The sequence below is a fragment of the Pseudomonas sp. TWI923 genome (genome assembly GCF_039673365.1).
Lineage (GTDB): Bacteria > Pseudomonadota > Gammaproteobacteria > Pseudomonadales > Pseudomonadaceae > Aquipseudomonas > Aquipseudomonas sichuanensis.
In genome coordinates, this window is record NZ_JBDJLM010000020.1 from 18,100 (window position 1) to 43,566 (window position 25,467).

Sequence of the window (25,467 nt, forward strand, 5' to 3'; positions counted from 1 at the left end):
GGTCCTTAATGAATTTTGCTTCCCAGGGTCACCACGCCATCAGCGCGCTCGCGACCCAGCCAGCTGGTCCAGCCCAGGTGGCAGACGTTCTGTTCGCCGATGCGCAGCTCGCGGATCTCTTCACGGCGCAACTCCAGGCGGATGTCGTAGTCCAGCGGGTCGCGCAGGGTGAAGCGGGTCAGCGCGCACAGCGGCTGGTAGCCGAAACCGATCGGCAGGAATTCGTGAAAGCGCTGCCAGTCCAGCTGGGTGATGTGGATGCGGAACTTGCCGCTGCGGTCGCGCACGCGCTCGCCCAGCACGGCGTCCTCGCCCAGCAGGCTGTTGGCCAGCCCCAGGCGGTTGCACTGCTCTTCGAGGATGTCGACGCGCCGTTCCAGGCATTGCTCGATCACCAGGTCGGCGTGCTTGAAGTAGTAACGCAGCACGGCCTCGATCAGCGCCGCCGAGTGGGCGCGCAGGCTGAGCACGCCGAGGTACGGCAGCAGGCGTTTCCAGTTCAGTTCCTTGGCCTGGCGGATCTGGTCGCCGCCCAGGCCGATCAGGGCGAACAGGTGCGACGAGAAACCATCCAGCGCGCCGCTCTCGAAGCTGGCGCGGTAGCGGTACTTGCGCCAGATCGGCAGCATCAGGCGTTGCAGGCGGTGGTGGAACAGGTCGAGGAACATCCGCGTGGGGTTGCCGTCCTCGTTGTCGCCCAGCGCCTGTTCGCCGTAGAACGCCGGCAGCGGCGAGCTGGAGCCGACCAGGCCGATCAGGTTGAAGCGCATGCGCGCGCGCAGTTGGCCGTGCTCGCGGAAGAACTCGATGCGATCGACGTCGCTGCCGGGGAAACCGAGGCTGGGGTTGGCCTGGAACTCGACCAGGTCGTAGAGCTCTTCGTCTTCCAGGTACGGGTACGCCTCGCGCAGCTGTTCCATCACCAGCAGCACGGCCTGGAACAGCGAGTACTCGCGGATGCTCCGGCTGAGCCGGCTTACAGCAGCGGTTGCAGGCCCATGCGTGGTGTCCATTGGTACACCTCCCCCTGTGTGCTTTTCACCCGCAGCTCGTGGTACGAGTTGAGGCTGGCGTAGAGTGCGAAGAATTCATTGAGCACCGAGGCGAAGACGAACAGGTCGCCCTCGCCGATGTAGCCCTCCGGGTCGATTGTCAGTTCCGTGCGCAAGCCGCGCAGCGGCAGGCCCCGGTGCAGGCGGTCAACGTGCTGGTGGCGGATCGCCTTGAGCCCGCCAAGCAGGCGGCGGCTGACCTTTTCCGCGTGCTGGTCGTAGTAACGCGGCAGGTCGTAGGTTTCGAGGATCACCTTGAGTGCATCAACGTCGGCCAGCGACAGGTAGTTCAGCGACATGTTGCTGATCAGCTTCCACAGGAAGTCGCGGTTCAGCGGCGGCGCGTAGCTGGCGGTGACCGGGGTGATGTTGCGGAAGGTGAGGAACTCGGGGGTCTCTTCGCTGAGCATGCAGATGTCGCCGAGCTTCAGGCGACGCGGCAGGTTCTGGTTGGTGCAGGTGAGCTCGATCGACAGCGTCTCGTGGGATTCGGCCTGGTGCACGCCGAAGCTCAAGTAGGTGTCGAGGCCGTCATGCAGCAGCGAGGAGCGCTGGCGGATGCTGTAGTGCGAGCGGTTCTCCGGCACGTCGAAGCTGGCGTCGTGCTCGAACGATTCGAAGGGTACGTAGCTCTGGTAGCCGAGGCCGCCGGGGCTCCAGCCGGTCACGCCGTCGACCGAGAACACCCCGCAGTGCTCAGGGTCGAGCTCGGCCGGCAGCAGCAGGTATTCGTCCTGCTTGCCATCCAGGCGGATAGGCAGGGCGTCGTGCTTGAACAGGTTAGCGATCGGCGTGCAGTACAGCTTGACGTTGTCCAGGGTCGGGCGCAGGCGCTGGGCCTCGCCCTGGCGGATGTCGAAGCGCAGCTCGATGCCATGCACCTGCTTGAGGGTTTCCTCGGGCAGGCTCTGCAGCACGTCCAGGCCGGTCACGTCGACGAACAGGAACTTGTCCTGGAAGGCGAAGTACTCCTGCAGGAAGCGGTAGCCGCGGAAGGTGTTCAGCGGGTAGGGAATCAGCGCCTCTTCCTCGGCGAAGCCCACCGGATGCACCTTGGCCGCCGGTGCACGCAGCAGCAGCGGCTCGCCCTTGGCGTTGACCATCGGTTTGCCGTGGCTGTCCAGCGGCATCAGCTCGATGCCGGCCAGGCCGCGCAGCAGGCTCAGGTAGAGCATCTGGCTGATGTAGCGCTCGCCGGCCAGGTGCAGGCGCAGCTTGCTGAGCTTGACGTCGCCCAGATTGCCGTCGCAGTTCATGTCCAGGCGCAGGCTGAGCAGCGCGCCCTGGCCATTGAGCGAGTAGTTCAGCGCGCTCAGGCGCAGGGGCAGGACTTCGGTGGGGTAACAGGTGCGAAAGCGGCAACTGACGCCCTCGATCGGCCGGCCTTCCACCGGGGTGTCACGCTCGACCCGCAGCGCCGGGCCGGCCTGGCGCAGGGGGTCGAACTGCAAGATGCTGAAGGCGGGCAGCGGGCGCATGTAGTTCGGCCACAGCAGGTGCATCAGCGAGTGGGTCAGCTCGGGCAGTTCGTCGTCGAGCTTCTGCCGCAGGCGGCCGGTGAGGAAGGCAAAACCTTCAAGCAGGCGCTCGACGTCCGGGTCGCGCCCGGCCTGGCCGAGGTACGGCGCCAGCGCCGGGCTGCGTTCGGCAAAACGCCGACCCAGCTGGCGCAGTGCCGTCAGCTCGCTTTGGTAGTAGTAATTGAAGGACATCCGTCGTTCCGCCTGAATTCAGCTCTCGGGTACCGCCAGTGGCCGGTACTGCGCAGGCGCGGGGCCGGGCCAAAGGGCCGACCGTTTGCCGCGCAAGGGTTGGGGGAAAACTCAGGCTATGGGAGGCGCAACATCACTCGTCTCCTTGACTGACTCTGACTTGCCCGCTGCCATCCAGGCGCGCGGCAAAACTGACCTGGCGCTTGATTCCGTCCACCTCAAGCTGGCCTTCGATGCTGAAAGCCAGCTTGAGCTGATCGTGATCACGCGGGCGGGACACCACCCGGACATCGGACATGCGCGGTTCGTAGGCTTCGATGAAGTACTCGATGGCCCGGCGTGCCTGGCTGAGCGCGTCGTGCAGGCTCAGGCGCATGTCGTTGAGGTCGGGCAGCCCGTAGTCGGCGAGCGTCTGCACGCTGCCGGCCCGGGTGCTGAGCATCTTCGCCAGATGAGCGGCCACGGAAGCCATGGCGGCGTCTTCACGCCGCCAGTTGGCGCGCTGGTCGGCTTCGCCGCTCAGGCGTTCGAACAGGCTTCCGTAACCATTGCCCATCGTCGCTTACTCCTTGTCCAGCTTGCCGACCAGCGACAGGGTGAAGTCGGCGCCCATGTACTTGAAGTGCGGACGCACGTTCAGGCTGACGCGGTACCAGCCCGGCTCACCTTCCACGTCGCTGACGATCACCTGGGCGGCGCGCAGCGGACGACGGCCACGCACTTCGGCGCTCGGGTTCTCCTGGTCGGCCACGTACTGGCGGATCCACTTGTTCAGTTCCAGCTCCAGGTCTGTGCGTTCCTTCCAGGAGCCCAGCTGCTCGCGCTGCAGGACCTTGATGTAGTGGGCCAGGCGGTTGACGATCATCATGTACGGCAGCTGGGTGCCCAGCTTGTAGTTCAGCTCGGCAGTCTTGCCTTCAGCGCTGATGCCGAAGAACTTCGGTTTCTGCGCCGAGTTGGCCGAGAAGAACGCCGCGTTGTCGCTGCCCTTGCGCATGGTCAGGGCGATGAAGCCCTCTTCGGCCAGCTCGTACTCGCGACGGTCGGACACCAGCACTTCGGTCGGGATCTTGGTCTCGATCTCGCCCATGCTCTCGAAGTGGTGCAACGGCAGGTCTTCCACCGCGCCACCGCTCTGCGGGCCGATGATGTTCGGGCACCAGCGGAACTTGGCGAAGCTGTCGGTCAGCTTGGTGCCGAAGGCGTAGGCGGTGTTGCCCCACAGGTAGTGCTCGTGGCTGTTGGCCACGGTTTCCTTGTAGACGAACGACTTGACCGGGTTCTCTTCCGGGTCGTACGGGTTGCGCAGCAGGAAACGCGGCACGGTCAGGCCGATGTAGCGCGCGTCCTCGGACTCGCGGAAGCTCTGCCACTTGGTGAACTGCGGGCCTTCGAAGTGATCCTTCAGATCCTTCAGGTCGGGCAGGCCGGTGAAGCTTTCGAGGCCGAAGAATTTCGGGCCGGCCGCGGCGATGAATGGCGCGTGGGACATGCAGGCGACGCTGGAGACGTACTGCATCAGCTTGACGTCGGGCGAGCTCGGCGACATGAAGTAGTTGGCGATGACCGCGCCGACCGGCTGGCCACCGAACTGGCCGTATTCAGCGGTGTAGATGTGCTTGTACAGGCCAGCCTGCATGACTTCCGGCGAGTCCTCGAAGTCGTCCAGCAAGTCCTGCTTGGAGACGTTGAGGATCTCGATCTTGATGTTTTCGCGGAAGTTGGTGCGGTCGACCAGCAACTGCAGGCCGCGCCAGGCGGACTCCATGGACTGGAAGTCCGGGTGGTGGAGGATCTCGTCCATCTGGCGGCTGAGTTTGGCATCGATCTCGGCGATCATGCGGTCGACCAGCGCTTTCTTGACCGGCTCGCCGTCATTCTGCGGCTTGAGCAGTTCTTCGATGAAGGCCGACACGCCGCGCTTGGCGATGTCGTAGGCTTCGTCGTCCGGGGTCAGGCGGGTTTCGGCGATGATGCTGTCGAGAATGCTGAATTCGCTGTTCTCGGCGCTCTGTTGCTCTGCTGCGGTGCTCATGGCAATTAGGCTTCCTTGACTAGGGGGATCAGGCGTCCGGCTGAGCGTTCAGGCCCAGCTCGCCGAGCACGCGCTCGCGGGACTCGTTGTCGGCCAGCACACCTTCGATGGCCTTGCGGAAGGCCGGGGCGTTGCCCAGCGGGCCTTTCAGGGCAACCAGGGCTTCGCGCAGCTCCATCAGCTTCTTCAGCTCAGGGACTTGCTCGACCAGGCTGGCCGGGTTGAAGTCCTTCATGGTGTTGACGCGCAGGCTCACCGCCAGCTCGTCGCCTTCGGCGCCTTCCTGCAGGCGGTTCGGCACGGCCAGGGTCATGCTCAGTTCCTGCTTGGCCAGCACTTCGTCGAAGTTCATCTTGTCGATGCTGATCGGCTTGCGGTCTTCGATCTTGCGATCGTCGGCACGCAGGGTGTAGTCACCGATCGCCAGCAGCTTCAACGGCAGTTCGATCTCTTCCTGAGCTCCGCCGGTGGCGGGTTTGAAGGTAACGTTGATGCGTTCCTTGGGGGCTACCGAGCCTTCTTTGGCCATTGGTTTTCTCCTTGAGGGTTATGGCCCTTGGGCCTATTCGAGTACGACTTCGAGATCGAGGTGGCACAGCCTGCGGTAGATCTCGTCCTTGCGTTCGCGCACCACATGGTTCTGCGGCAGCAGCTCGCAGCAGGTGTGCAACAGGTGCAGTACCTGCAACGACAGGTCTGGCTCCCAGGCATCCAGGCCGGATTGGCGCAGTTGCTCGTCGAGGGCTTCCAGTTGGGTCTTGGCCAGTTCGTATTTCTTGGCCGTGTAGCAGAGGCGCGCCTGGCTCAGTTGCCAGAAAAAGCGCTCGCGCCCGCCGTGGGCGCCCTGCATCTGCTGCTTGAGGTGCTGCACCGCGCTCTTGAGGCCGTCCTTGCGCAGGATCGGCAGGCTCGCCTCCAGGGCTTCGTCCCAGGGGGCCTGGCGCACGCCGGGCTCGGCCACTGGCTGGGCCACGGCGGTTTGCAGGTGGGGGGTGACCTGGGCGGCGACCCAGGCACGGGTCTCGGGGTCGGCGAACGGGGTGCCGTCGTGGAACTTGAGCTCGATGACGCTGGGCAGGCGTTGCAACAGCGAGGCGAAGTTCATCTCCACTTCGCGCATGCCGGCTTCGACGTTCAGGGCCTGGCAGCACTCCCACACCAGGCGCTGGCCATCGAACCAGAACGGTGCCTTGGCCACGCTGTTTTCCAGCTCCACCAGCAGGTCGGCATAGTTGCCCTGCTCGAAGCGGTCCTTGTAGCTCTTGAGTTTGTCGGCGGGCAGGCCGCGCAGGGCGGTGACGTTCTCGGCGTTGCGCTCGGGCATCGCTTCGATGGGCAACCACAGCAGCGTGCGGTTCAGGCGCAGGGCGCGCAGGTCGGTGGCTTTCTGCCGCTGCCACCATACGCACAGCTGCCGGCCCTGCTCTTGCTGGGCGCGCAGGGCCTTGTTGGCGTCCTTTTCGTTCTCCACCGGCTCGCCCGGGGTGAACAGCTGGGTGGCGGCCTGCTTGACCTGGGCAACGATGGCGCCGACTGCGCCGGGTTGTGGTTCGTTGTCGGCGGAGCGCTGGACCTGGCCCTTGAGTGCGCGGCAGATCGGCAGCAGCAGGGGCGCGTCGTCCCCCAGCCGGGCGGACAGCGCCGCCTCCAGGCCGCTAAGCTGCTCGACCATCTGCTGGAACAGCGGCAACTGCTCCTTGATGGCGATGTCGGCACCCAGCGCCTGTTCAAGGCGCGGCACCAGCCAGCCGATGGCGGCGGAACGGGTACGGGGTTTGGCGGGGTGGACGTCGTCCCAATGCTGCTCGCACAGCTCGCGCAGCACGCTGATGCCGGCCAGCAGGCCGGCGTAGGATTCACGCTGGAACAGGGCCCAGGTGAACCACGAGGCCACGCGCAGATCCTTGGACTGGTCGCGCAATAGCGCTTCGCTGTTCTCGAGGATTTTCAGCCAGTCCACCTGGCCGCTGGCATGGATCGACTGGGCGCGGGTCAGCTCGTTTTCGAGGGCTTCGAACTCGCTGGAAAAACGCACGTCTTCACCGCCGAAAGACCCGGGGGAGACAGCGTTTTTGCCAAGTTCAAGATAGCGCGCGGCCAGCTTCGAAGAGTAGGACATCCTTTTCTCACAGTTAGAACCTCGCCATCGACCCTGGAACTGACGTTCAGGATTTGCCGATCTGGAAGTTCTATTGATTCAGCCCACAATCCGGTGGGCAGTCGATCAAACGGTCGAATAGCCTAATGCTATCAATAGCGCTTTGCAATCACTCAAATGGATAGCAAACGCAGAGGCAGCGGGCTTCTAGGGGTTTCCCTGATGGCGCTCATATATACCCTGAGCCGCCAGGGAAAGTTGTCAGGTTAATGTTTGAAACAATATTCCGTTGTTTAACTTAAATTTCACACACATAAGCAACAACACATGTTAGCGCCAACACCAGACTTCATTGAAGGGCCGCAACAGTAATCAGCGATGCGCTCGCAACACAATTCTTTGAATGGAGTTTCAGGGTATTCCTACATCGAGCTCCCCAGCATCTTGCAACAAGAACATGCACTCATGCCGGCTGAAGTTCTGGACTCAACGCAGGCACTTCGCGCCACGGCAGCTCGGCCCAACGCCCCTCGGGCGCCAGCAATGCCTGAAGCCGCTGTTCATCAAAAAGACCCAACGAATCGGCGCGAAAGGCCCCGACCCATTGCCGACGACCGGCAAGATAGGCCGCGCCGAAATCCGCCCAGCCATCGAAACAGTCCTGGGCACGCTGGGCGTTGAGCAATAACACGCGCCAGCCAATGTCGGGTGCCAGCCACCCCAGCAACAAGGCGCAGCGCACGAGAAAGGCGCAGCGTAGGCAGGCGAAGGCCAGCGAGGCGCGCGGGTCGTCGGTCGGTTGCAGGTTGAGCAGGTCGAGGCGGAACCACTGGCGCTCGAAGTCAGTGGCGAAGTAGCGCTGGATCTCTTCGTCGCTGGCGCTGCCTTGCAGGCCGGCGATGTGCAGCAAGGGTATGCGCAGGAAGTCCTGGGCACTTTGCGTGAAGTTCGTGCAGTGCTTGTTGTAGAAACCGTCCACCTGCATGGCCTCTGCCATGGGGCTCGCCAGCGCCAGTGCAAGGTGCCTGCGGGGGCTGTACAGCTCGAAATCCGGCGCGCGCGGGCGCAGCCAGCGTGCAAGGAGCCAGGTGGCGACCAGCATGCCCAGGAAGATCAACATCGCAATAGCCTCAGCGTTGGGTGGATAGCCAATCGGCGATGCCAGCGGCCATGGCCGCGGTCATGCCGGGCCAGGTCACGGCTTCAGTGGCGTACACCGGGCCGTCGTGTACGGGCTGGCCAAGCAGGTGGCGCAAGGCGTAGCGCAACGTGGCGGTACGCGGTGGCGTCGCCCGCAACTGTTCGGGCTGACGCGCCGCCACCAGCCATTCCACCAGCGCCGACGGCGCGGCAAAACGGTCGAACAACTGCGGGTGCTGGGCGATCAGCCGCGCCTGGGTAGCGGGGTCGGTCACCGCTTCCAGTCGACACCAGCCCGCGTCACAGCGCACCACACCGATGGCCAGGCAATCCGCCGGCGTTTGCCGGTCGGTGCCCAGCGCATTCAGGCACCTGAGTACGTCGTCCAGGTAGCGGGCGACCGGCGGGCGGTTCTGTTTACCCTTGAGCTGGTCGAGGCGCAGGCTGCCGTCGGCCATGACCAGCAGGCTGATGGTGATGTGCGGCTGGCCCTGGCCATCGCGCAGGCTGAAGATGCGCATGCGCCCGGCCTCCACGGCCTCGGCGTAGCTTTCGCCGTAGCCACCGTGCAGGGCGCGACGGTCGGCGAACTGGCCGAGGCAGTGGCGCATCACGTAGCTTTCGAAGGCCATTTCTTCACGCAGGTGCGGGCCGTCCGGCAGCAGCTCGACCAGCGCGTGCTCGGCGCATTCGACTACCTGGCGCACTGCCTCGGGCCGGCTCTGGCGCCATCCCTGGGCCTGGCGCGCGGCCATGCGGGCGTGTTCCTGGTGCCACAGCGCCAGGGCCTGCGGGCAGTTGATGCGTTCGAGCTTGCCGTCCAGCGCCGTGCCTTTGCGCGCAGCGAGGAACTCCACCAGCATCGCTTCCTGCTCCAGCACCGCGGGGTGTTCCGGGTCGAGCCAGGCGAGCGTCACGGCGCCATCCGCCTTGGCCGCCTGTTCCAGGTGGCGGCCGACCCAGGCTGGCACGGCCTGGCCTTGCAGCAAGGTCGCGGCCTGCTCGAGGCTGTGCACCCTGTGCACCGGCTCGAAGTTGCCGACCAGCTGGCGGTAGAAATGGTTGAGCAGCCAGCTACGCACCGGCGCTTCGTCGCCCCTGGCCTGGCTGCGTTGCTCAAGGCGGCGCTTGAGCGCTTCGGCGTTGAGCAGGTTGCGCGGCGCATAGGCGCCGGCGCGCGGGGTGGCGATCATTTCCACACTTGCCACCAGCGCTTGGCCGCAGGCGCCTGCACCGGCTCCTGCTGCATCTCGTCGATGACCTGGCGCAGGGTGGCGGCGTTGGCCACGTCGTGGGGCGCCTCGCTGCCGGCACACAGGGCCAGTGCCGCGGTGTAGCGAGCGATGGCTTCATCCTTGCGACCGAGGTTCTTGAACAGGTCACCGGCATCCCAGGTCAGCAGCGTGTCGTTGTGGCCAACGATGATCGCTTCAAAGCGCTGCCACAGCGCCAGCGCGGCGTCCGGCTGGGTGGGGGCCAGGTGCAGGGCTACCTTCATCCGGCAGCGCAGGCCGTCGTAGTCCACTTGCTGATCGGTGATTTCCTGCTCGGCCTGCCAGTCGAGCAGGCGTTGCAGCCAGATCGTGATCTCGTGGTCACGGTCGAGGAAATACAGCGCCCTGGCGACCTTGCCGATGTAGCCATCCGGGTCGTGACGGCCGTAGCCATGGGCCAGGACGAAGTGCCACAGGGCTTCCGCCGCCTGGCACACCGCCGCGTGGTCGTCGAGGGCGAGCTGGGCGTTGAGCAGGCCGTGGTAGTGCTCGGCGAAGGGGCTGGCGTCGATGCCGCGCTGGTGCAGTTCGATGGACGCCGCGACGCGCTCCTGGCCCTTGAGGTAGCGGTAGTTGATCGCCAGGTTGTTGCACAGCATCGAGTACAGGTGCGCGCAACCGTCGCCGCGATGCCCCTGGCCGCTGGCGAAGTAGCGCTCCAGGCATGCCTGGCCGCGCTCGTAGCTTTCGCGCTGGGCCATCTCGCTCAAGTGCCAGGCTTGTGCCTGCTGCTCGGGCGCGAGGGTTTCGATGAAGTGCTCGACCAGCCCCGACAGCTTGCAGCCGTGGTTGTAGTAGTCGTAGCCACTGGCCAGGGTGAATGGTGGCAGGTGCAAGGCAGCGAGCAGGCCCTGCGCACTGGCCGTGGCGTACATCAGGGCATAGCTGCTGCGGTGATCATCCAGCTGACCGCTGGCGAAGGCTTCCTGCAGCAGGGCCAGCTCGGTGGCGGCGTCGATGCGCCCGGCCTGCCGGTCGCGCACGGCCTGCAAGCGCAGGATCCAGGGGTGGCGCGGGGCGATGCGCTGGGCCTCGGCCAGGGCCAGGGCATACAGGCGCGCGAGCCGTTCGGGCTGTTCGCCATCGTCGTACAGCGCTTCGAGCAGCGCGCCCTTCCCCGCTGGCGACTCGTCGAGGGCCGGCAGGCACGCCAGGAAGTGCTCCAGCACCTCTTCACTGTCACAGGCGCGCATGACGCACAGTGGCCACCAGACACTCGGGTCCTGGGCGAGCAGGCGCTCGACCACCACCTGGGCCGCGACGGGCGCGGCGGCTGCGCGCAGGTCGTAGATCTCGTGGAAGGCTCGGCGCCCTGCCCGTTCGATTTCGCCTGCCTCGACCAGCCAAGGCAGCTCATAGGCGATGAAGCTGTTGTCGCCTTCGCAGTCCAGGGCAATGGCCGCGGCCGGCAGGATGCGCAAGGCGCCCTGCAGGTCGCCCTGGGCATGCATGGCCCGGGCGGCGAGGCGCGCCAGGCGCACTTCCCACTCGCGGCGCTGGGCCAGCGGCAGGTCGGCGATCAGCGCCATCACCGGTTGCTCGAACATGGCCAGGCGCAACGGGATCAGCTCGATCAGGCTATTGCCCAGCCAGGTCCAGTCGCCCTGGTCGATGTCCTGGTCCGGGCCGGCCTGGCGCAACGCGGCCACGGCTTCGAGGGCGACCTCGCGGGCTTCGGCCTGCTGCTGGTGGTTGTGCAGCGCCCAGGCGCGGCGGCAGGCGCGGTCGGCCTGATCCCAGGCGCGCAGGCTGGCACGCCCGGGGTTGAGCAGGGTCAGGGCGTGGCGGGCATCGATGGCCTTGAGCGCCAGCGCCAGGGAACGCTGCTCGAGCTGCTCGAAGATATGCGCGCGGCGGTAGTGCTCGACGTCATAGTCCGGCGCGACCTGGGCCATGGCCTGGGCTTGGTCGAGCAGTTGCTCCAGCAGCGGTTCGTCGTCGCAGTAATTGGCCAGGCGCAGGCGCTTGAGCAGCAGGCACATGCTCAGTTCGGCGCGGGCGGCGGGGTCGCAGTGTTCAAGCAGGCGTTGGCCGTCATGCTCGAGCACGCGGGTGGCGGCGTGGAGGTCACCGGCGTTGACCCACAGCACATGCAGGCGCTCGATCGAGCCGATCGAGTCGGCTTGCAGCGGCTCGGCCTGCAGCTGCTCCAGCAGCGCGGCCGCGCCATGGTCCTGGAGGACGCCGTCGAGGCGGTCCAGCAATTGCTCGAGTTCAATGCCGGTAATGACGGTATTGGCGACTGTCATGTGCTGCTCCCTGTGATGACCTGCGCACACCCTGTGCGTCGTGGCGCGCACGCTACCAGTTGCGCCAGACAAAGCCAAGATTCCTGGCGCCAACATGCCATCAGTCGGTGATTGCGTTACTGCGCAAGGGGCCATAAAAAAACCCAGGGCACAGGCCCTGGGTTTTTCGAGTTGGCGTGACGCCGAGCGCTTGCGATCAGAACGGAATATCGTCGTCGAAGCTGTCGAAGTCGGCGGCTGGCTGCGGAGCCGGCTGCTGCGGCGCTGGGCGCTGTGGCGCCTGCTGAGGACGCTGGGCTTGCTGACGCGGGGCCTGGTTGTACTGCTGCTGGCCGCCACCCTGGTTGTAGTTGTTGCCACCACCCTGGTTGTACTGGTCGCCGCCACCTTGTTGGTTCTGCGGACGGCCGCCAAGCAGCTGCATGGTGCCGTTGATGTCGACAATGATCTCGGTGGTGTAGCGCTTGATGCCGTCTTTTTCCCACTCGCGGGTTTGCAGCTTGCCTTCGATGTACACCTGCGAACCTTTGCGCAGGTACTCGCCGGCGATTTCGGCAACCTTGCCGAACAGCGAAACGCGGTGCCACTCGGTGCGCTCGACCTTCTGGCCGGACTGCTTGTCGGTCCACTGCTCGCTGGTGGCCAGGCTCAGGTTGGTCACGGCGTTACCGTTGGGCAGGTAGCGGACTTCGGGATCCTGACCGCAGGTACCGACCAGAATGACTTTGTTAACCCCACGGGCCATAACGTTCTCCTAGGCTTCGCACGCCGAAGAGGCTGGGTTCACCAGACGCTCGAGGGTCGCACGGTCCAAAATTTTCGTATCCAGTTTGATATAGATGGCGGCTTCTTCTGCCACCACCACGGCGTCGGTCACACCCGGCACGGCCATCAGGCGCTCGGTAAGCCCGGCTTCCCGGACTGCCTCTGGCGTCAGCGGCATGCGCAGGCTGGTCACGTAAGGCGGCTCGTTCATGCGCAACGCAGTGACCAGCCACAGGGCACACAGCCCCGCGCAACCGAGAAACACCATGCTCAGGCCACCGTGCTGGAACAACCAGCCACCGATGATTCCTCCCAGCGCGGCACCCAGGAACTGACTGGTGGAGTACACACCCATTGCAGTCCCTTTGCCACCGGCGGGCGACACCTTGCTGACCAGCGAAGGCAAGGATGCCTCCAACAGGTTGAAGGCGGTAAAGAATACCACGGTGCCGATCACCAGTCCGCGCAAGTTGTCAGCCCACTGCCAGAAGAACAGCTCCACCAGCAGCAACACACTGACCGCGCCAAGCAGCACGCGTTTCATCTTGCGCTTCTTCTCGCCGTAGATGATGAAGGGGATCATTGCAAAAAATGAAACCAGCAGCGCGGTCAGGTACACCCACCAGTGTTCTTCCTTCGGCAGCCCGCCACGCTCGACGAAGGCCAGCGGCAGCGCGACGAAGCTGGCCATGAGGATGGCGTGCAGGACGAAAATACCCACGTCCAGGCGCAGAAGGTCCGGATGGCGCAGGGTCGGGCCCAGGGCCTGGCGGGCCACGCCGGACTCGCGGTGCTGCAGGGTCTTGTGGGTGTTGGGCACGACGAAGGCGATCAGGGCGATACCGACCAGGGCGAGTCCTGCAGTGGCGAGGAACAATCCTGACAAGCCGAAGGCACGAGTCAGCAGCGGCCCGACGACCATGGCAACGGCAAACGACAGGCCGATGCTCATGCCGATCATGGCCATGGCCTTGGTGCGGTGTTGCTCGCGGGTGAGGTCGGACAGCAGCGCCATGACGGCTGCGGAAATGGCCCCGGCACCTTGCAGGATACGCCCGGCGATCACGCCCCAGATCGAGTCGGCCTGGGCCGCCAGCACGCTGCCGAGGGCGAAGATCACCAAGCCCAGGTAGATCACCGGGCGGCGGCCGATACGGTCGGAGATCATGCCGAATGGAATCTGCAGCACGGCCTGGGTCAGGCCATAGGCGCCGATGGCCAGGCCGATCAGCGTAGGCGTGGCGCCAGCCAGGTCCATGCCGTAGGTGGCCAGCACCGGCAATACCATGAACATGCCCAGCATACGAAAGGCAAAGACCAGGGCCAGGCCGCTAGCGGCGCGGGTTTCGCTGCCACTCATGCGCTCGTTGTGGGTGTCGTGCATGGATTAACCTCGTGTGAACCGGCGGCGATTCTATCAGTCCGACGGCTTGGCGGCATCTGCGCGACGCTTTGCCGCGTACTGGCAGCGCGCCGTATACTCCTATGTTTATGCCCGCCGAGCGAGGCCGCAGTGGACAAGATCCTGATTCGTGGGGCACGTACCCACAACCTGAAGAACATCGACCTCACGCTACCGCGGGACAAGCTGATCGTGATCACCGGCCTGTCCGGCTCCGGCAAGTCGTCGCTGGCGTTCGACACCCTGTACGCCGAGGGCCAGCGCCGCTATGTGGAATCGCTGTCGGCCTACGCCCGGCAGTTCCTGTCGATGATGGAAAAGCCCGACGTCGACACCATCGAAGGCCTGTCGCCGGCGATTTCCATCGAGCAGAAGTCCACCTCGCACAACCCGCGCTCCACCGTGGGCACCATCACCGAGATCTACGACTACCTGCGCCTGCTCTATGCGCGGGTTGGCACGCCGCGCTGCCCGGACCACGACATCCCGCTGGAAGCGCAAACGATCAGCCAGATGGTCGACCTGGTGCTGGAAAACCCCGAAGGCAGCAAGCTGATGCTGCTGGCGCCGGTGGTCCGCGAGCGCAAGGGTGAGCACTTGGCGGTGTTCGACGAATTGCGCGCCCAGGGCTTCGTGCGTGCGCGGGTCAACGGCAAGCTCTACGAGCTGGACGAACTGCCCAAGCTGGACAAGCAGAAGAAGCACAGCATCGATGTGGTGGTGGACCGCTTCAAGGTGCGCGCCGACCTGCAACAGCGTCTGGCCGAGTCGTTCGAGACCGCGCTCAAACTGGCGGACGGCATCGCCCTGGTAGCGCCGATGGATGACGAGGACGGCGAAGAGACGATCTTCTCCGCGCGCTTCGCCTGCCCGATCTGCGGCCATGCGATCAGCGAGCTGGAACCGAAGCTGTTCTCCTTCAACAACCCGGCCGGCGCCTGCCCGACCTGCGATGGCCTGGGGGTGAAGCAGTTCTTCGATACCAAGCGCCTGGTCAACAGCGAGCTGACTCTGGCCGAGGGGGCGATACGCGGCTGGGACCGGCGCAACGTCTACTACTTCCAGATGCTCGGCTCGCTGGCGGCGCACTATGGCTTCAGCCTTGAACAGCCGTTCGGCGAGCTGTCGGCCGAGGACCAGAAGGTCATCCTGCACGGCAGCGGCAAGCAAAGCGTCGACTTCAAGTACCTCAACGACCGGGGCGATATCGTCAAGCGTTCGCACCCGTTCGAAGGCATCGTGCCCAACCTCGAGCGCCGCTACCGCGAGACCGAGTCGGCCACCGTGCGCGAAGAGCTGGCCAAGTTCCTTGGCACCCAGCCCTGCCCAGACTGCCGCGGCACCCGCCTGCGCCGTGAGGCGCGGCATGTGTGGGTGGGCGAGAAGACCCTGCCGGCGGTGACCAACCTGCCGATCGGTGAAGCCAGCAACTACTTCAGCGACCTGACCCTGACCGGCCGCCGTGGCGAGATCGCGGCGAAGATTCTCAAGGAGATCTGCGAGCGCCTGCAGTTCCTGGTCAACGTCGGCCTCGACTACCTGACCCTCGACCGCAGCGCCGACACCCTGTCCGGCGGTGAGGCCCAGCGGATCCGCCTGGCCAGCCAGATCGGTGCCGGCCTGGTGGGCGTCATGTACATCCTCGATGAACCGTCCATCGGCCTTCATCAACGGGACAACGACCGCCTGCTGGCCACCCTCAACCACCTGCGCGACCTGGGCAACACGGTGATCGTGGTGGAGCACGACGAGGACGCCATCCGCCTGGCCGACTACGTTGTGGATATCGGCCCCGGGGCCGGCGTGCATGGCGGGCAGATCGTCGCCGAGGGCACACCGGACGAGGTGATGGCGCATCCCGACTCGCTGACCGGCAAGTACCTGTCCGGGCGCAAGAAGATCGTCGTGCCGGCCAAGCGCACCCCGCGCAACAAGAAGCTGTCGCTCAAGCTCAAGGGCGCGCGCGGCAACAACCTGCAGAACGTCGACCTGGAACTGCCGATTGGCCTTTTGACCTGCGTGACCGGTGTGTCCGGCTCGGGTAAATCGACGCTGATCAACAACACCCTGTTCCCCCTGGCGGCCACCGCGCTCAACGGTGCCAGCACCCTGGAGCCGGCGCCGCACAGCAGCATCGATGGCCTGCAACACCTGGACAAGGTGGTCGATATCGACCAGAGCCCGATCGGTCGCACGCCGCGTTCAAACCCGGCGACCTATACCGGCATCTTCACACCGATCCGTGAGCTGTTCGCCGGTGTGCCGGAGGCGCGCTCCCGCGGCTACGGCCCGGGGCGTTTCTCGTTCAACGTCAAGGGCGGGCGCTGCGAGGCGTGCCAGGGCGACGGCCTGATCAAGGTGGAAATGCACTTCCTGCCGGACATCTACGTGCCGTGCGACGTGTGTAAGAGCAAGCGCTATAACCGCGAAACCCTGGAGATCAAGTACAAGGGCAAGAACATCCACGAGGTGCTGGAAATGACCATCGAGGATGCCCGTGGGTTCTTCGACGCGGTGCCGGCACTAGCGCGCAAGCTGCAGACGCTGATGGACGTGGGGCTTTCCTACATCAAGCTGGGGCAGTCAGCCACCACGCTGTCGGGCGGCGAGGCGCAGCGGGTCAAGCTGTCGCGCGAGCTGTCCAAGCGCGATACCGGCAAGACCCTGTACATCCTCGACGAACCGACCACAGGCTTGCACTTCGCCGATATCCAGCAACTGCTGGACGTGCTGCATCGTCTGCGCGACCACGGCAACACCGTGGTGGTCATCGAGCACAACCTGGATGTGATCAAGACGGCGGACTGGTTGGTGGACCTGGGGCCGGAGGGTGGCTCCAAGGGTGGGCAGATCATTGCCGTTGGTACGCCTGAAGAGCTGGCCGAGAAGCAGCAGTCCTATACCGGGCACTATCTGAAACCACTGCTGGAGCGAGATCGGGCCTGATCCCGCGCCCATGAAAAAGCCCCTGTCATGTGAGTGACAGGGGCTTTTTTGCAGCTGTGGATAACTTACATCTGCGACTGCAGGTAGTTTTCCAGGCCGATAGCCTTGATCAGGCCCTGCTGCTTCTCCAGCCAGTAGGTGTGATCTTCTTCGGTATCTGCCAACTGCGCGCGCAGGATGTCGCGGCTGATGTAGTCTTTGTGCAGCTCGCACAGCTCGATGCCCTTGCACAGCGCGGCGCGGACTTTGTACTCGAGCTTGAGGTCGGCCGCGATCATATCGGGCACGGTCTTGCCCACTTCCAGATCATCAGCGCGCATGTCCGGGGTGCCTTCGAGCATGAGGATACGGCGCATCAGCGCATCGGCGTGCTGCGTCTCTTCTTCCATCTCGTGGTTGATGCGCTCGAAGAGCTTGCCCAGGCCCCAATCTTCATACATCCGCGAATGGATGAAGTATTGATCGCGTGCTGCCAGTTCGCCCTTCAGCAACATGACGAGGTAGTTGATTACGTCCGGGTGACCTTGCATCGCCCTGCTTCTCCCTGTGAATGCGTCGATAGCTCATAGTTTGAACCAGCTTTTGCGCGTGGTCACGGGAAAATGCGCAATTAACGGCAAATAATCGGCTAAACCGTAGTGATTTTCATTGAAAAACCGCCCAAATGAGGGCGGTTCTTTTTATCACTTCGACTTAGGCAAGGGTTATGCCCAGAGCTTTGGCAATGCCTTGCGCATAGGCCGGATCGGCCTTGTAGAAGTGCTGCAGTTGGCGCTGGATGACGTCCTCGCTGACATTGGCCATGGTCCCGGCGATGTTGTTGATCAGCAGTGCTCGCTGTTCGTTGCTCATCAGGCGGAAAAGTGCGCCGGCATGGCTGTAGTAGTCGTTGTCCTCGCGGTGATCGTAGCGGTCAGCCGTACCATCGAGCGCCAACGACGGCTCGGCATGACGCGGCGACTGCTTGGGTGCATCGCTGAAGCTGTTCGGTTCGTAGTTCGGCGCGCTGCCGTAGCTGCCGCTGGCCATGGCGCCATCGCGCTGGTAGCTGTGCACGGGACTGCGCGGCGCGTTCACCGGCAGATGCTGGTGATTGGTACCCACGCGGTAGCGGTGGGCGTCGGCGTAGGCGAATACGCGGCCTTGCAGCATACGGTCCGGCGACAGCCCCACGCCCGGGACCATGTTGCTCGGGCCGAACGTGGCCTGCTCAACTTCGGCGAAGTAGTTGAGCGGGTTGCGGTTGAGCTCCAGCACGCCGACTTCGATCAGCGGATAGTCCTTTTGCGACCAGGTCTTGGTCACGTCGAACGGGTTCTCCTGACGGCTTGCAGCCTCGGCTTCGCTCATCACCTGGATGCACACGGTCCAGCGCGGGTAATCGCCACGTTCGATGGCTTCGAACAGGTCGCGCTGGGCGTAATCTGGGTCGCTGCCGGCAAGGCGGGCTGCTTCGGCAGGGGTCAGGTTCTTGATGCCCTGTTGGGTCTTGTAGTGCCACTTGACCCAGGTGCGCTCACCCTTGTCGTTGATCAGGCTGTAGGTATGGCTGCCGAAACCGTGCATGTGGCGGTAGCCGTCCGGGATGCCGCGATCGGAGAACAGGATGGTGACCTGATGCAGCGCCTCGGGCGAATGCGACCAGAAGTCCCACATCATCTGGGCATTCTTCAGGTTGCTCTGCGGGTGGCGCTTCTGGGTGTGAATGAAATCCGGGAATTTCAGCGGGTCACGAATGAAGAAGACCGGCGTGTTGTTGCCGACAATGTCCCAGTTGCCTTCCTCGGTGTAGAACTTGACCGCAAAGCCACGCGGGTCGCGCTCGGTATCAGCAGAGCCGCGCTCGCCACCCACGGTGGAGAAGCGCAGGAAGGTTTCGGTCTGCTTGCCGACGGCGCTGAACAGCTTGGCGCTGGTGTAGCCGGTGATATCGCGGGTAACGGTGAAAGTACCGTAGGCGCCCGAGCCTTTGGCATGTACACGGCGCTCAGGAATGTTCTCGCGGTTGAAGTGAGCTAACTTCTCGAGCAGGTGGAAATCGTCGAGCAACAGCGGGCCGCGCGGGCCGGCGGAACGGGAATTCTGGTTATCAGCTACAGGTGCACCGCTGGCGGTGGTGAGAATCTTGCTCATGGGCTCTCCTTATCGGTCTTGAACGGCCGGCTAATCGGCTTGGAGAGAGTATTGACGAGCGGTGTGACACGAACAAATTCATTACCTGACTTGCATCAATAGAAAATGACAATTCACCGGGCAACAAAAAACCGGGCACTAGGCCCGGTTCTTTGTAGCAGACAGAACGTCTTACTCGGCAGCTTCTACAGCACCACCGACCGGACGATCAACCAGCTCGACGTACGCCATAGGCGCGTTGTCGCCAGCGCGGAAACCGCACTTCAGGATGCGCAGGTAGCCGCCCTGACGGGTGGCGTAACGCTTGCCCAGGTCGTTGAACAGTTTGCCAACAGCGGACTTCGAACGAGTACGGTCGAAGGCCAGACGACGGTTGGCAACGCTGTCTTCCTTGGCCAGGGTGATCAGCGGCTCGGCAACGCGGCGCAGTTCCTTGGCTTTCGGCAGGGTGGTTTTGATCAGCTCGTGCTCGATCAGCGACACAGCCATGTTCTGGAACATAGCTTTGCGGTGAGAGCTGGTACGGCTCAGGTGACGTCCACTTTTACGATGACGCATGATTCATTCCTTACCAAACACAACGTTCGGTGATTACGACGATCAGGCTGTCGCCTTGTCGTCTTTCTTAAGGCTTGCAGGCGGCCAGTTGTCGAGGCGCATGCCGAGAGACAGACCACGGGAGGCCAGGACGTCCTTGATTTCAGTCAGGGACTTCTTGCCCAGGTTAGGAGTCTTCAACAGCTCTACTTCGGTACGCTGAATCAGGTCGCCGATGTAGTAGATGTTCTCCGCCTTGAGGCAGTTGGCCGAACGTACGGTCAGTTCCAGGTCGTCAACCGGGCGCAGCAGGATCGGATCGATCTCGTCTTCCTGCTCGACCACGACCGGCTCGCTGTCACCCTTGAGGTCGACGAACGCGGCCAGCTGCTGTTGCAGGATGGTCGCGGCACGACGGATGGCCTCTTCAGGATCCAGGGTACCGTTGGTTTCCAGATCGATGACCAGCTTGTCCAGGTTGGTACGCTGTTCAACACGGGCGTTCTCGACCACATAGGCGATACGACGCACCGGGCTGAACGAAGCGTCCAGCTGCAGACGGCCAATGCTACGGCTTTCGTCTTCGTCGGTCTGACGGGAGTCGGCCGGCTCGTAACCGCGACCACGAGCTACAGTGAGCTTCATGTTCAGGGCGCCGTTGGACGCCAGGTTCGCGATTACGTGATCGGGGTTGACGATCTCGACATCGTGATCCAGCTGAATATCGGCAGCGGTAACCACCCCCGAACCCTTTTTCGACAAGGTCAGCGTAACTTCGTCACGACCGTGCAGCTTGATAGCCAGGCCTTTCAGGTTCAACAGGATTTCAATGACGTCTTCCTGTACACCTTCGATCGCGGAGTACTCATGGAGTACGCCATCGATCTCGGCCTCGACTACTGCACAGCCAGGCATGGAGGACAACAGGATGCGGCGCAGCGCGTTGCCCAGGGTATGGCCGAAGCCACGCTCGAGAGGCTCGAGCGTGATCTTGGCGCGGGTTGGACTGACAACCTGCACATCAATGTGGCGGGGTGTCAGAAACTCATTTACCGAAATCTGCATGGATGCACCTATTTTCTAGCCCTTACTTGGAGTAGAGCTCGACAATCAGGTTTTCGTTGATGTCGGCGGACAGGTCGCTGCGAGCAGGAACGTTCTTGAAAACGCCCGACTTTTTAGCAGCATCCACGTCTACCCACTCAACGCGGCCACGCTGAGAGCACAGTTCAAGGGCTTGAACAATGCGCAGCTGGTTCAGCGACTTCTCGCGAACTGCGACCACGTCACCCGGACGAACTTGGTAGGATGGAATGTTCACGGTCTTGCCGTTGACGCTGATTGCTTTGTGCGAAACCAGCTGACGGGACTCGGAACGGGTGGAACCGAAGCCCATACGGTAGACGACGTTGTCCAGACGGGACTCGAGCATCTGCAGCAGGTTCTCACCGGTGGCGCCTTTCTTCGAGGCAGCCGCTTGGTAGTAACCGCGGAATTGACGCTCCAGAACACCGTAGATACGACGAACTTTTTGTTTCTCGCGCAGCTGGGTACCGTAGTCGGACTGACGGCCACGGCGCTGGCCGTGGATACCTGGGGCTGCTTCGATGTTGCACTTCGATTCCAGAGCGCGAACGCCGCTCTTCAGGAACAGGTCAGTGCCTTCACGGCGAGACAGTTTGCATTTTGGACCAATGTAACGTGCCATTTATCTGTCTCCTGATTACACGCGACGCTTCTTCGGCGGACGGCACCCGTTATGCGGGATTGGCGTCACGTCGGTGATGCTGGCGATCTTGTAGCCGCAGCTGTTCAGTGCACGAACGGCGGATTCACGACCCGGACCTGGACCCTTGACGTTGACGTCGAGGTTTTTCAGGCCGTATTCCAGCGCAGCTTGACCAGCACGCTCAGCAGCGATCTGAGCTGCGAACGGGGTGGATTTGCGCGAACCACGGAAACCCGAACCACCGGAGGTCGCCCAGGACAGTGCGTTGCCCTGACGGTCGGTGATGGTCACGATGGTGTTGTTGAAAGACGCATGGATGTGGGCGATGCCATCAACCACTGTCTTTTTGACTTTTTTACGAGGACGAGCAGCAGGTTTTGCCATGTCTATATTCCTGGGCGATTACTTGCGGATCGGCTTACGCGGGCCCTTACGGGTGCGTGCGTTGGTCTTGGTGCGCTGACCGCGAACCGGCAGACCTTTACGATGACGCAGGCCGCGGTAGCAACCCAGGTCCATCAAGCGTTTGATCTTCATGTTGATGTCACGACGCAGGTCACCTTCGGTGGTGAACTTCGCAACTTCGCCACGCAGGGTTTCGATTTGCTCGTCGCTCAGATCCTTGATCTTTGCGGCTGGGTTGACACCAGCGTCTGCACAGATTTTCTGTGCAGTAGTGCGACCGACACCATAGATGTAGGTCAGCGAGATAACAGTATGCTTGTTATCTGGAATGTTGACGCCTGCAATACGGGCCATTCAGTGGGACTCCAATTGACAGCTACCTACGCCCCGGAAGCCAAGAAATAGGGCGCGAGATAATATCGCTGTAGAAACGAATAATCAACCCAGCAGCACACTAGCTGCTGGGTTTGACGCAGATCACACTCAGCCTTGGCGCTGCTTGTGACGCGGTTCCACGCTGCAGATCACGCGCACGATACCTTCGCGACGAATAATCTTGCAGTTGCGGCACAGCTTTTTCACCGATGCACGAACTTTCATTACCGACTCCTCGAACCTTAAGGGGCTAGATCAGCGCAGCAGACCGCTGCCGCCGTAGCCTTTCAGGTTGGCTTTCTTCATCAGGGATTCGTACTGGTGCGAAACGAGGTGCGATTGTACTTGGGACATGAAGTCCATCACAACCACTACCACAATCAGCAACGAGGTCCCGCCAAGGTAGAACGGCACGTTTGCAGCCACCACCAGGAACTGGGGCAGCAGGCACACGGCCATCATGTAAAGAGCACCGAACATGGTCAAACGGGTCAGAACGCCATCAATGTAGCGCGCCGACTGCTCACCAGGACGGATACCCGGAATAAAGGCACCGGACTTCTTCAGGTTTTCCGCTACGTCTTTCGGATTGAACATCAACGCTGTGTAGAAGAAGCAGAAGAAAATGATCCCTGCACTAAACAGCAGAATGTTCAACGGCTGACCAGGAGCGATCGACTGCGAGATGTCCTGCAACCAGCCCATACCTTCGGACTGACCGAACCAGGCACCCAGCGAAGCCGGGAACAGCAAGATGCTGCTCGCGAAAATGGCTGGGATTACGCCCGCCATGTTCACTTTCAGCGGCAGGTGGCTGGTCTGCGCAGCGAAGACCTTGCGGCCCTGCTGACGCTTGGCGTAGTGAACGGCGATACGACGCTGACCACGCTCAATGAACACCACGAAACCGATAATCGCTACTGCCAGCAAACCGATAGCGACCAGGGCGAAGATGTTGATATCGCCTGTACGCGCAGACTCGAAAGACTGCCCGATTGCTCTCGGAAGACCGGCAACGATACCTGCGAAGATCAACATCGAGATACCGTTGCCCACACCGCGCTCGGTGATCTGCTCACCCAGCCACATCATGAACATCGCGCCTGCCACGAAGGTGGAGACGGCGACGACATGGAAGCCGAGGCCAACAGAAAACGCCACGCCCTGGTTGGCCAGGCCAATGGACATGCCAATGGCTTGAACCAGCGCCAGGATTACGGTGCCGTAGCGGGTGTACTGGCTGATCTTGCGACGGCCAGCTTCACCTTCCTTCTTCAACTGCTCCAGCTGCGGGCTGACAGCGGTCATGAGCTGCATGATGATCGATGCCGAGATGTACGGCATGATCCCCAGTGCAAAGATGCTCATGCGCTCCAGCGCGCCGCCGGAAAACATGTTGAACAAGCTAAGAATGGTCCCCTCATTCTGCCGGAACAGATCCGCGAGACGGTCCGGGTTAATGCCTGGTACCGGGATGTGCGCGCCAATCCGATAGACGATGATCGCCATGAACAGAAAACGCAGACGAGCCCAGAGTTCCGACATCCCGCCCTTACCGAGCGAAGAGAGAGCACCTTGCTTAGCCATTTATTCCTCGAACTTGCCGCCAGCTGCTTCGATAGCCGCACGTGCACCTTTGGTGACGGCGATACCCTTGAGGGTGACTGCGCGAGTGACTTCGCCCGACAGCATGATTTTCACACGCTGTACGTGCTGGCCGATCACGTTGGCGTCCTTGAGGGACTGAACAGTGATCAGATCGCCTTCCACCTTGGCCAGCTCGGACAGACGCACTTCTGCGCGGTCCATGGCTTTCAGGGATACGAAGCCGAACTTCGGCAGGCGACGGTGCAGCGGCTGTTGACCGCCTTCGAAGCCTGGAGCAATGGTGCCACCGGAACGCGAAGTCTGACCTTTGTGACCACGGCCACCAGTCTTGCCCAGACCGCTACCGATACCACGGCCCGGACGGTGCTTCTCGCGACGGGAACCCGGCGCTGGACTCAGATCATTGAGTTTCATCGATTAACCCTCGACCTTCAGCATGTAGTAAGCCTTGTTGATCATCCCGCGGTTCTCGGGAGTATCCTGGACTTCTACAGTGTGACCGATACGACGCAGACCCAGACCCTTCACGCACAGTTTGTGGTTAGGGATACGGCCCGAGACGCTCTTGATCAGCGTAACTTTAACGGTTGCCATGATCAGCGGATCTCCTCAACAGTCTTGCCGCGCTTGGCAGCAATGGACTCAGGGGATTGCATGGCTTTCAGACCCTTGAAGGTGGCGTGTACCACGTTCACTGGGTTGGTCGAGCCGTAGCACTTGGCCAGGACGTTCTGAACGCCAGCAACTTCCAGGACGGCACGCATTGCGCCACCGGCGATGATACCGGTACCTTCCGAGGCAGGCTGCATGTAGACCTTCGAGGCGCCGTGGGCGGCCTTGGTGGCGTACTGCAGGGTGGTGCCTTTCAGGTCAACCTGAATCATGTTGCGACGAGCAGCTTCCATGGCTTTCTGGATCGCAGCTGGTACTTCGCGCGATTTGCCACGGCCGAAGCCAACGCGGCCTTTGCCATCACCTACCACGGTCAGCGCGGTGAAGGTGAAGATACGGCCGCCCTTGACGGTCTTGGCAACGCGGTTAACTTGAACCAGCTTCTCGATGTAGCCTTCGTCGCGCTTTTGATCGTTATTTGCCATAACTTAGAACTCCAGCCCGCCTTCACGAGCAGCATCAGCCAGCGCTTTGACGCGGCCATGGTACTTGAAGCCGGAACGGTCAAAGGCAACTTGAGATACACCGGCGGCTTTCGCACGCTCAGCTACCAGCTTGCCAACCTTAGTGGCCGCGTCGATGTTGCCGGTGGCACCATCACGCAGTTCTTTGTCCAAGGTCGAGGCACTTGCCAGAACCTTGCTGCCGTCGGCCGAGATGACCTGGGCGTAGATGTGCTGCGAGGAGCGGAACACGCACAGACGCACGGCTTCGAGCTCGTGCATTTTCAGGCGTGCTTTGCGAGCGCGACGCAGTCGAGTAACTTTTTTGTCGGTCATTTGCTAGGCCCTACTTCTTCTTGGCTTCTTTACGACGGACTACTTCATCCGCGTAACGCACACCCTTGCCCTTGTAAGGCTCTGGCGGACGGAAACCGCGGACTTCAGCGGCCACCTGACCTACCAGCTGCTTGTCGATACCCTTGATCAGGATGTCGGTCTGGCTAGGAGTTTCAGCGGTGATACCGGCTGGCAGTTCGTAATCCACTGGGTGCGAGAAGCCCAGAGCCAGGTTCAGGATGGTGCCCTTGGCCTGTGCCTTGTAACCAACACCGACCAGCTGGAGCTTGCGCTCGAAGCCTTGGCTTACGCCCTGGACCATGTTGTTCACCAGGGCGCGGGTGGTACCGGCCATGGCGCGAGCTTGCTGATCACCGTTGCGAGCGACGAAACGCAGCTCGCCAGCTTCTTCGGTAACTTCAACAGACGAGTGAACGTTCAGTTCGAGAGTGCCCTTGGCACCCTTCACCGAAAGCTGCTGACCGGCGAATTTGACTTCGACGCCTGCTGGCAGCTTAACGGGGTTCTTAGCGACGCGAGACATGCCTATCTCCCC

Annotated in this window: 26 protein-coding genes; 1 reads left to right on the plus strand and 25 read right to left on the minus strand. The window is 62.6% G+C overall.

The features are described 5' to 3' along the window. Positions 1–5 precede the first annotated feature (5 nt). The 11 genes from tssG to ABE459_RS10875 all read right to left on the minus strand — a co-directional run bounded on the left by tssG (position 6) and on the right by ABE459_RS10875 (position 13,709). The gene (gene tssG / locus ABE459_RS10825; protein WP_125462392.1) at positions 6–1,013 is read right to left on the minus strand and encodes a type VI secretion system baseplate subunit TssG; all 1,008 of its coding nucleotides are present in this window, start codon (positions 1,011–1,013) and stop codon (positions 6–8) included. Continuing rightward, a complete protein-coding gene (gene tssF, locus ABE459_RS10830) occupies positions 977–2,764 on the minus strand; it encodes a type VI secretion system baseplate subunit TssF (protein WP_110996294.1) in 1,788 nt (595 codons plus the stop codon). Before tssF ends, tssG begins: the two co-directional genes overlap by 37 nt. Positions 2,765–2,897: 133 nt before the next feature. After that, complete coding sequence (tssE, locus tag ABE459_RS10835) at positions 2,898–3,320, minus strand: type VI secretion system baseplate subunit TssE (RefSeq protein WP_125462391.1); 423 nt, start codon at positions 3,318–3,320, stop codon at positions 2,898–2,900. A 6-nt stretch (positions 3,321–3,326) separates the two neighbouring features. Next, positions 3,327–4,799: a type VI secretion system contractile sheath large subunit gene (tssC, locus tag ABE459_RS10840; RefSeq protein WP_110996292.1), complete on the minus strand. Its 1,473-nt coding sequence runs from the start codon at positions 4,797–4,799 to the stop codon at positions 3,327–3,329. Positions 4,800–4,827: 28 nt separating this feature from the next. Continuing rightward, positions 4,828–5,328, minus strand: a complete 501-nt coding sequence (gene tssB / locus ABE459_RS10845; protein ID WP_110996291.1) for a type VI secretion system contractile sheath small subunit — start codon at positions 5,326–5,328, stop codon at positions 4,828–4,830. A 33-nt stretch (positions 5,329–5,361) separates the two neighbouring features. Next, entirely contained in the window at positions 5,362–6,918 is a 1,557-nt protein-coding gene (gene tssA / locus ABE459_RS10850) for a type VI secretion system protein TssA (protein ID WP_323832997.1), read from the minus strand. Positions 6,919–7,360: 442 nt separating this feature from the next. After that, positions 7,361–8,017 carry a DUF1266 domain-containing protein gene (locus tag ABE459_RS10855; RefSeq protein WP_258705592.1) on the minus strand — a complete coding sequence of 219 codons (657 nt, stop codon included), beginning with the start codon at positions 8,015–8,017 and terminating at the stop codon, positions 7,361–7,363. A gap of 10 nt (positions 8,018–8,027) precedes the next feature. After that, positions 8,028–9,230, minus strand: coding sequence for a PcfJ domain-containing protein (locus tag ABE459_RS10860; RefSeq protein ID WP_258644207.1), 1,203 nt, complete (start codon positions 9,228–9,230; stop codon positions 8,028–8,030). Beyond that, complete coding sequence (locus ABE459_RS10865) at positions 9,227–11,560, minus strand: hypothetical protein (protein WP_323832994.1); 2,334 nt, start codon at positions 11,558–11,560, stop codon at positions 9,227–9,229. Before ABE459_RS10865 ends, ABE459_RS10860 begins: the two co-directional genes overlap by 4 nt. A 196-nt stretch (positions 11,561–11,756) precedes the next feature. Next, positions 11,757–12,305 (minus strand): single-stranded DNA-binding protein, encoded by a 549-nt coding sequence (locus tag ABE459_RS10870; RefSeq protein ID WP_110996355.1) that lies wholly within the window; start codon positions 12,303–12,305, stop codon positions 11,757–11,759. Positions 12,306–12,314: 9 nt separating this feature from the next. Continuing rightward, the gene (locus tag ABE459_RS10875; protein ID WP_110996354.1) at positions 12,315–13,709 is read right to left on the minus strand and encodes an MFS transporter; all 1,395 of its coding nucleotides are present in this window, start codon (positions 13,707–13,709) and stop codon (positions 12,315–12,317) included. Positions 13,710–13,838: 129 nt separating this feature from the next. Between ABE459_RS10875 and uvrA the strand changes: the two genes are divergently transcribed. Next, the gene (gene uvrA / locus ABE459_RS10880; protein WP_178125880.1) at positions 13,839–16,673 is read left to right on the plus strand and encodes an excinuclease ABC subunit UvrA; all 2,835 of its coding nucleotides are present in this window, start codon (positions 13,839–13,841) and stop codon (positions 16,671–16,673) included. A 65-nt stretch (positions 16,674–16,738) separates the two neighbouring features. Here uvrA and bfr read toward each other — a convergent pair whose 3' ends face one another. The 14 genes from bfr to rplF form a co-directional block, all read right to left on the minus strand. Continuing rightward, positions 16,739–17,203, minus strand: coding sequence for a bacterioferritin (bfr, locus tag ABE459_RS10885; RefSeq protein ID WP_323832992.1), 465 nt, complete (start codon positions 17,201–17,203; stop codon positions 16,739–16,741). Positions 17,204–17,366: 163 nt separating this feature from the next. Beyond that, positions 17,367–18,806: a catalase gene (locus tag ABE459_RS10890; protein WP_323832990.1), complete on the minus strand. Its 1,440-nt coding sequence runs from the start codon at positions 18,804–18,806 to the stop codon at positions 17,367–17,369. A 171-nt stretch (positions 18,807–18,977) separates the two neighbouring features. Further along, the gene (rplQ, locus tag ABE459_RS10895; protein ID WP_003255451.1) at positions 18,978–19,364 is read right to left on the minus strand and encodes a 50S ribosomal protein L17; all 387 of its coding nucleotides are present in this window, start codon (positions 19,362–19,364) and stop codon (positions 18,978–18,980) included. Positions 19,365–19,406: 42 nt separating this feature from the next. Next, positions 19,407–20,408 (minus strand): DNA-directed RNA polymerase subunit alpha, encoded by a 1,002-nt coding sequence (gene rpoA, locus ABE459_RS10900; protein WP_003255452.1) that lies wholly within the window; start codon positions 20,406–20,408, stop codon positions 19,407–19,409. Positions 20,409–20,430: 22 nt separating this feature from the next. Then, the gene (gene rpsD, locus ABE459_RS10905) at positions 20,431–21,051 is read right to left on the minus strand and encodes a 30S ribosomal protein S4 (protein ID WP_110996351.1); all 621 of its coding nucleotides are present in this window, start codon (positions 21,049–21,051) and stop codon (positions 20,431–20,433) included. Between the two features lie 15 nt (positions 21,052–21,066). Continuing rightward, positions 21,067–21,456, minus strand: coding sequence for a 30S ribosomal protein S11 (gene rpsK / locus ABE459_RS10910; protein WP_003255454.1), 390 nt, complete (start codon positions 21,454–21,456; stop codon positions 21,067–21,069). Between the two features lie 18 nt (positions 21,457–21,474). Continuing rightward, positions 21,475–21,831: a 30S ribosomal protein S13 gene (gene rpsM / locus ABE459_RS10915; protein WP_003255457.1), complete on the minus strand. Its 357-nt coding sequence runs from the start codon at positions 21,829–21,831 to the stop codon at positions 21,475–21,477. Between the two features lie 129 nt (positions 21,832–21,960). Beyond that, positions 21,961–22,077 carry a 50S ribosomal protein L36 gene (gene rpmJ, locus ABE459_RS10920; protein ID WP_032116397.1) on the minus strand — a complete coding sequence of 39 codons (117 nt, stop codon included), beginning with the start codon at positions 22,075–22,077 and terminating at the stop codon, positions 21,961–21,963. A gap of 30 nt (positions 22,078–22,107) precedes the next feature. Then, positions 22,108–23,439 carry a preprotein translocase subunit SecY gene (secY, locus tag ABE459_RS10925; RefSeq protein ID WP_003257108.1) on the minus strand — a complete coding sequence of 444 codons (1,332 nt, stop codon included), beginning with the start codon at positions 23,437–23,439 and terminating at the stop codon, positions 22,108–22,110. Continuing rightward, positions 23,440–23,874: a 50S ribosomal protein L15 gene (gene rplO / locus ABE459_RS10930; RefSeq protein ID WP_110996350.1), complete on the minus strand. Its 435-nt coding sequence runs from the start codon at positions 23,872–23,874 to the stop codon at positions 23,440–23,442. Positions 23,875–23,877: 3 nt separating this feature from the next. Next, the gene (gene rpmD, locus ABE459_RS10935) at positions 23,878–24,054 is read right to left on the minus strand and encodes a 50S ribosomal protein L30 (protein WP_011531895.1); all 177 of its coding nucleotides are present in this window, start codon (positions 24,052–24,054) and stop codon (positions 23,878–23,880) included. Positions 24,055–24,056: 2 nt separating this feature from the next. Further along, positions 24,057–24,557, minus strand: coding sequence for a 30S ribosomal protein S5 (rpsE, locus tag ABE459_RS10940; RefSeq protein ID WP_046857343.1), 501 nt, complete (start codon positions 24,555–24,557; stop codon positions 24,057–24,059). 3 nt (positions 24,558–24,560) lie between these two features. After that, a complete protein-coding gene (rplR, locus tag ABE459_RS10945; RefSeq protein WP_011531893.1) occupies positions 24,561–24,911 on the minus strand; it encodes a 50S ribosomal protein L18 in 351 nt (116 codons plus the stop codon). Between the two features lie 10 nt (positions 24,912–24,921). Further along, a complete protein-coding gene (gene rplF / locus ABE459_RS10950; RefSeq protein WP_110996349.1) occupies positions 24,922–25,455 on the minus strand; it encodes a 50S ribosomal protein L6 in 534 nt (177 codons plus the stop codon). Positions 25,456–25,467 lie beyond the last annotated feature (12 nt).

What these genes read in the sequence shown, in the direction of transcription:
- tssG (WP_125462392.1), bottom strand. Translation starts at nt 1,013, where the DNA reads ATGGACACCACGCATGGGCCTGCAACCGCTGCTGTAAGCCGGCTCAGC.
- tssF (WP_110996294.1), bottom strand. Translation starts at nt 2,764, where the DNA reads ATGTCCTTCAATTACTACTACCAAAGCGAGCTGACGGCACTGCGCCAG.
- tssE (WP_125462391.1), bottom strand. Translation starts at nt 3,320, where the DNA reads ATGGGCAATGGTTACGGAAGCCTGTTCGAACGCCTGAGCGGCGAAGCC.
- tssC (WP_110996292.1), bottom strand. Translation starts at nt 4,799, where the DNA reads ATGAGCACCGCAGCAGAGCAACAGAGCGCCGAGAACAGCGAATTCAGC.
- tssB (WP_110996291.1), bottom strand. Translation starts at nt 5,328, where the DNA reads ATGGCCAAAGAAGGCTCGGTAGCCCCCAAGGAACGCATCAACGTTACC.
- tssA (WP_323832997.1), bottom strand. Translation starts at nt 6,918, where the DNA reads ATGTCCTACTCTTCGAAGCTGGCCGCGCGCTATCTTGAACTTGGCAAA.
- ABE459_RS10855 (WP_258705592.1), bottom strand. Translation starts at nt 8,017, where the DNA reads ATGTTGATCTTCCTGGGCATGCTGGTCGCCACCTGGCTCCTTGCACGC.
- ABE459_RS10860 (WP_258644207.1), bottom strand. Translation starts at nt 9,230, where the DNA reads ATGATCGCCACCCCGCGCGCCGGCGCCTATGCGCCGCGCAACCTGCTC.
- ABE459_RS10865 (WP_323832994.1), bottom strand. Translation starts at nt 11,560, where the DNA reads ATGACAGTCGCCAATACCGTCATTACCGGCATTGAACTCGAGCAATTG.
- ABE459_RS10870 (WP_110996355.1), bottom strand. Translation starts at nt 12,305, where the DNA reads ATGGCCCGTGGGGTTAACAAAGTCATTCTGGTCGGTACCTGCGGTCAG.
- ABE459_RS10875 (WP_110996354.1), bottom strand. Translation starts at nt 13,709, where the DNA reads ATGCACGACACCCACAACGAGCGCATGAGTGGCAGCGAAACCCGCGCC.
- bfr (WP_323832992.1), bottom strand. Translation starts at nt 17,203, where the DNA reads ATGCAAGGTCACCCGGACGTAATCAACTACCTCGTCATGTTGCTGAAG.
- ABE459_RS10890 (WP_323832990.1), bottom strand. Translation starts at nt 18,806, where the DNA reads ATGAGCAAGATTCTCACCACCGCCAGCGGTGCACCTGTAGCTGATAAC.
- rplQ (WP_003255451.1), bottom strand. Translation starts at nt 19,364, where the DNA reads ATGCGTCATCGTAAAAGTGGACGTCACCTGAGCCGTACCAGCTCTCAC.
- rpoA (WP_003255452.1), bottom strand. Translation starts at nt 20,408, where the DNA reads ATGCAGATTTCGGTAAATGAGTTTCTGACACCCCGCCACATTGATGTG.
- rpsD (WP_110996351.1), bottom strand. Translation starts at nt 21,051, where the DNA reads ATGGCACGTTACATTGGTCCAAAATGCAAACTGTCTCGCCGTGAAGGC.
- rpsK (WP_003255454.1), bottom strand. Translation starts at nt 21,456, where the DNA reads ATGGCAAAACCTGCTGCTCGTCCTCGTAAAAAAGTCAAAAAGACAGTG.
- rpsM (WP_003255457.1), bottom strand. Translation starts at nt 21,831, where the DNA reads ATGGCCCGTATTGCAGGCGTCAACATTCCAGATAACAAGCATACTGTT.
- rpmJ (WP_032116397.1), bottom strand. Translation starts at nt 22,077, where the DNA reads ATGAAAGTTCGTGCATCGGTGAAAAAGCTGTGCCGCAACTGCAAGATT.
- secY (WP_003257108.1), bottom strand. Translation starts at nt 23,439, where the DNA reads ATGGCTAAGCAAGGTGCTCTCTCTTCGCTCGGTAAGGGCGGGATGTCG.
- rplO (WP_110996350.1), bottom strand. Translation starts at nt 23,874, where the DNA reads ATGAAACTCAATGATCTGAGTCCAGCGCCGGGTTCCCGTCGCGAGAAG.
- rpmD (WP_011531895.1), bottom strand. Translation starts at nt 24,054, where the DNA reads ATGGCAACCGTTAAAGTTACGCTGATCAAGAGCGTCTCGGGCCGTATC.
- rpsE (WP_046857343.1), bottom strand. Translation starts at nt 24,557, where the DNA reads ATGGCAAATAACGATCAAAAGCGCGACGAAGGCTACATCGAGAAGCTG.
- rplR (WP_011531893.1), bottom strand. Translation starts at nt 24,911, where the DNA reads ATGACCGACAAAAAAGTTACTCGACTGCGTCGCGCTCGCAAAGCACGC.
- rplF (WP_110996349.1), bottom strand. Translation starts at nt 25,455, where the DNA reads ATGTCTCGCGTCGCTAAGAACCCCGTTAAGCTGCCAGCAGGCGTCGAA.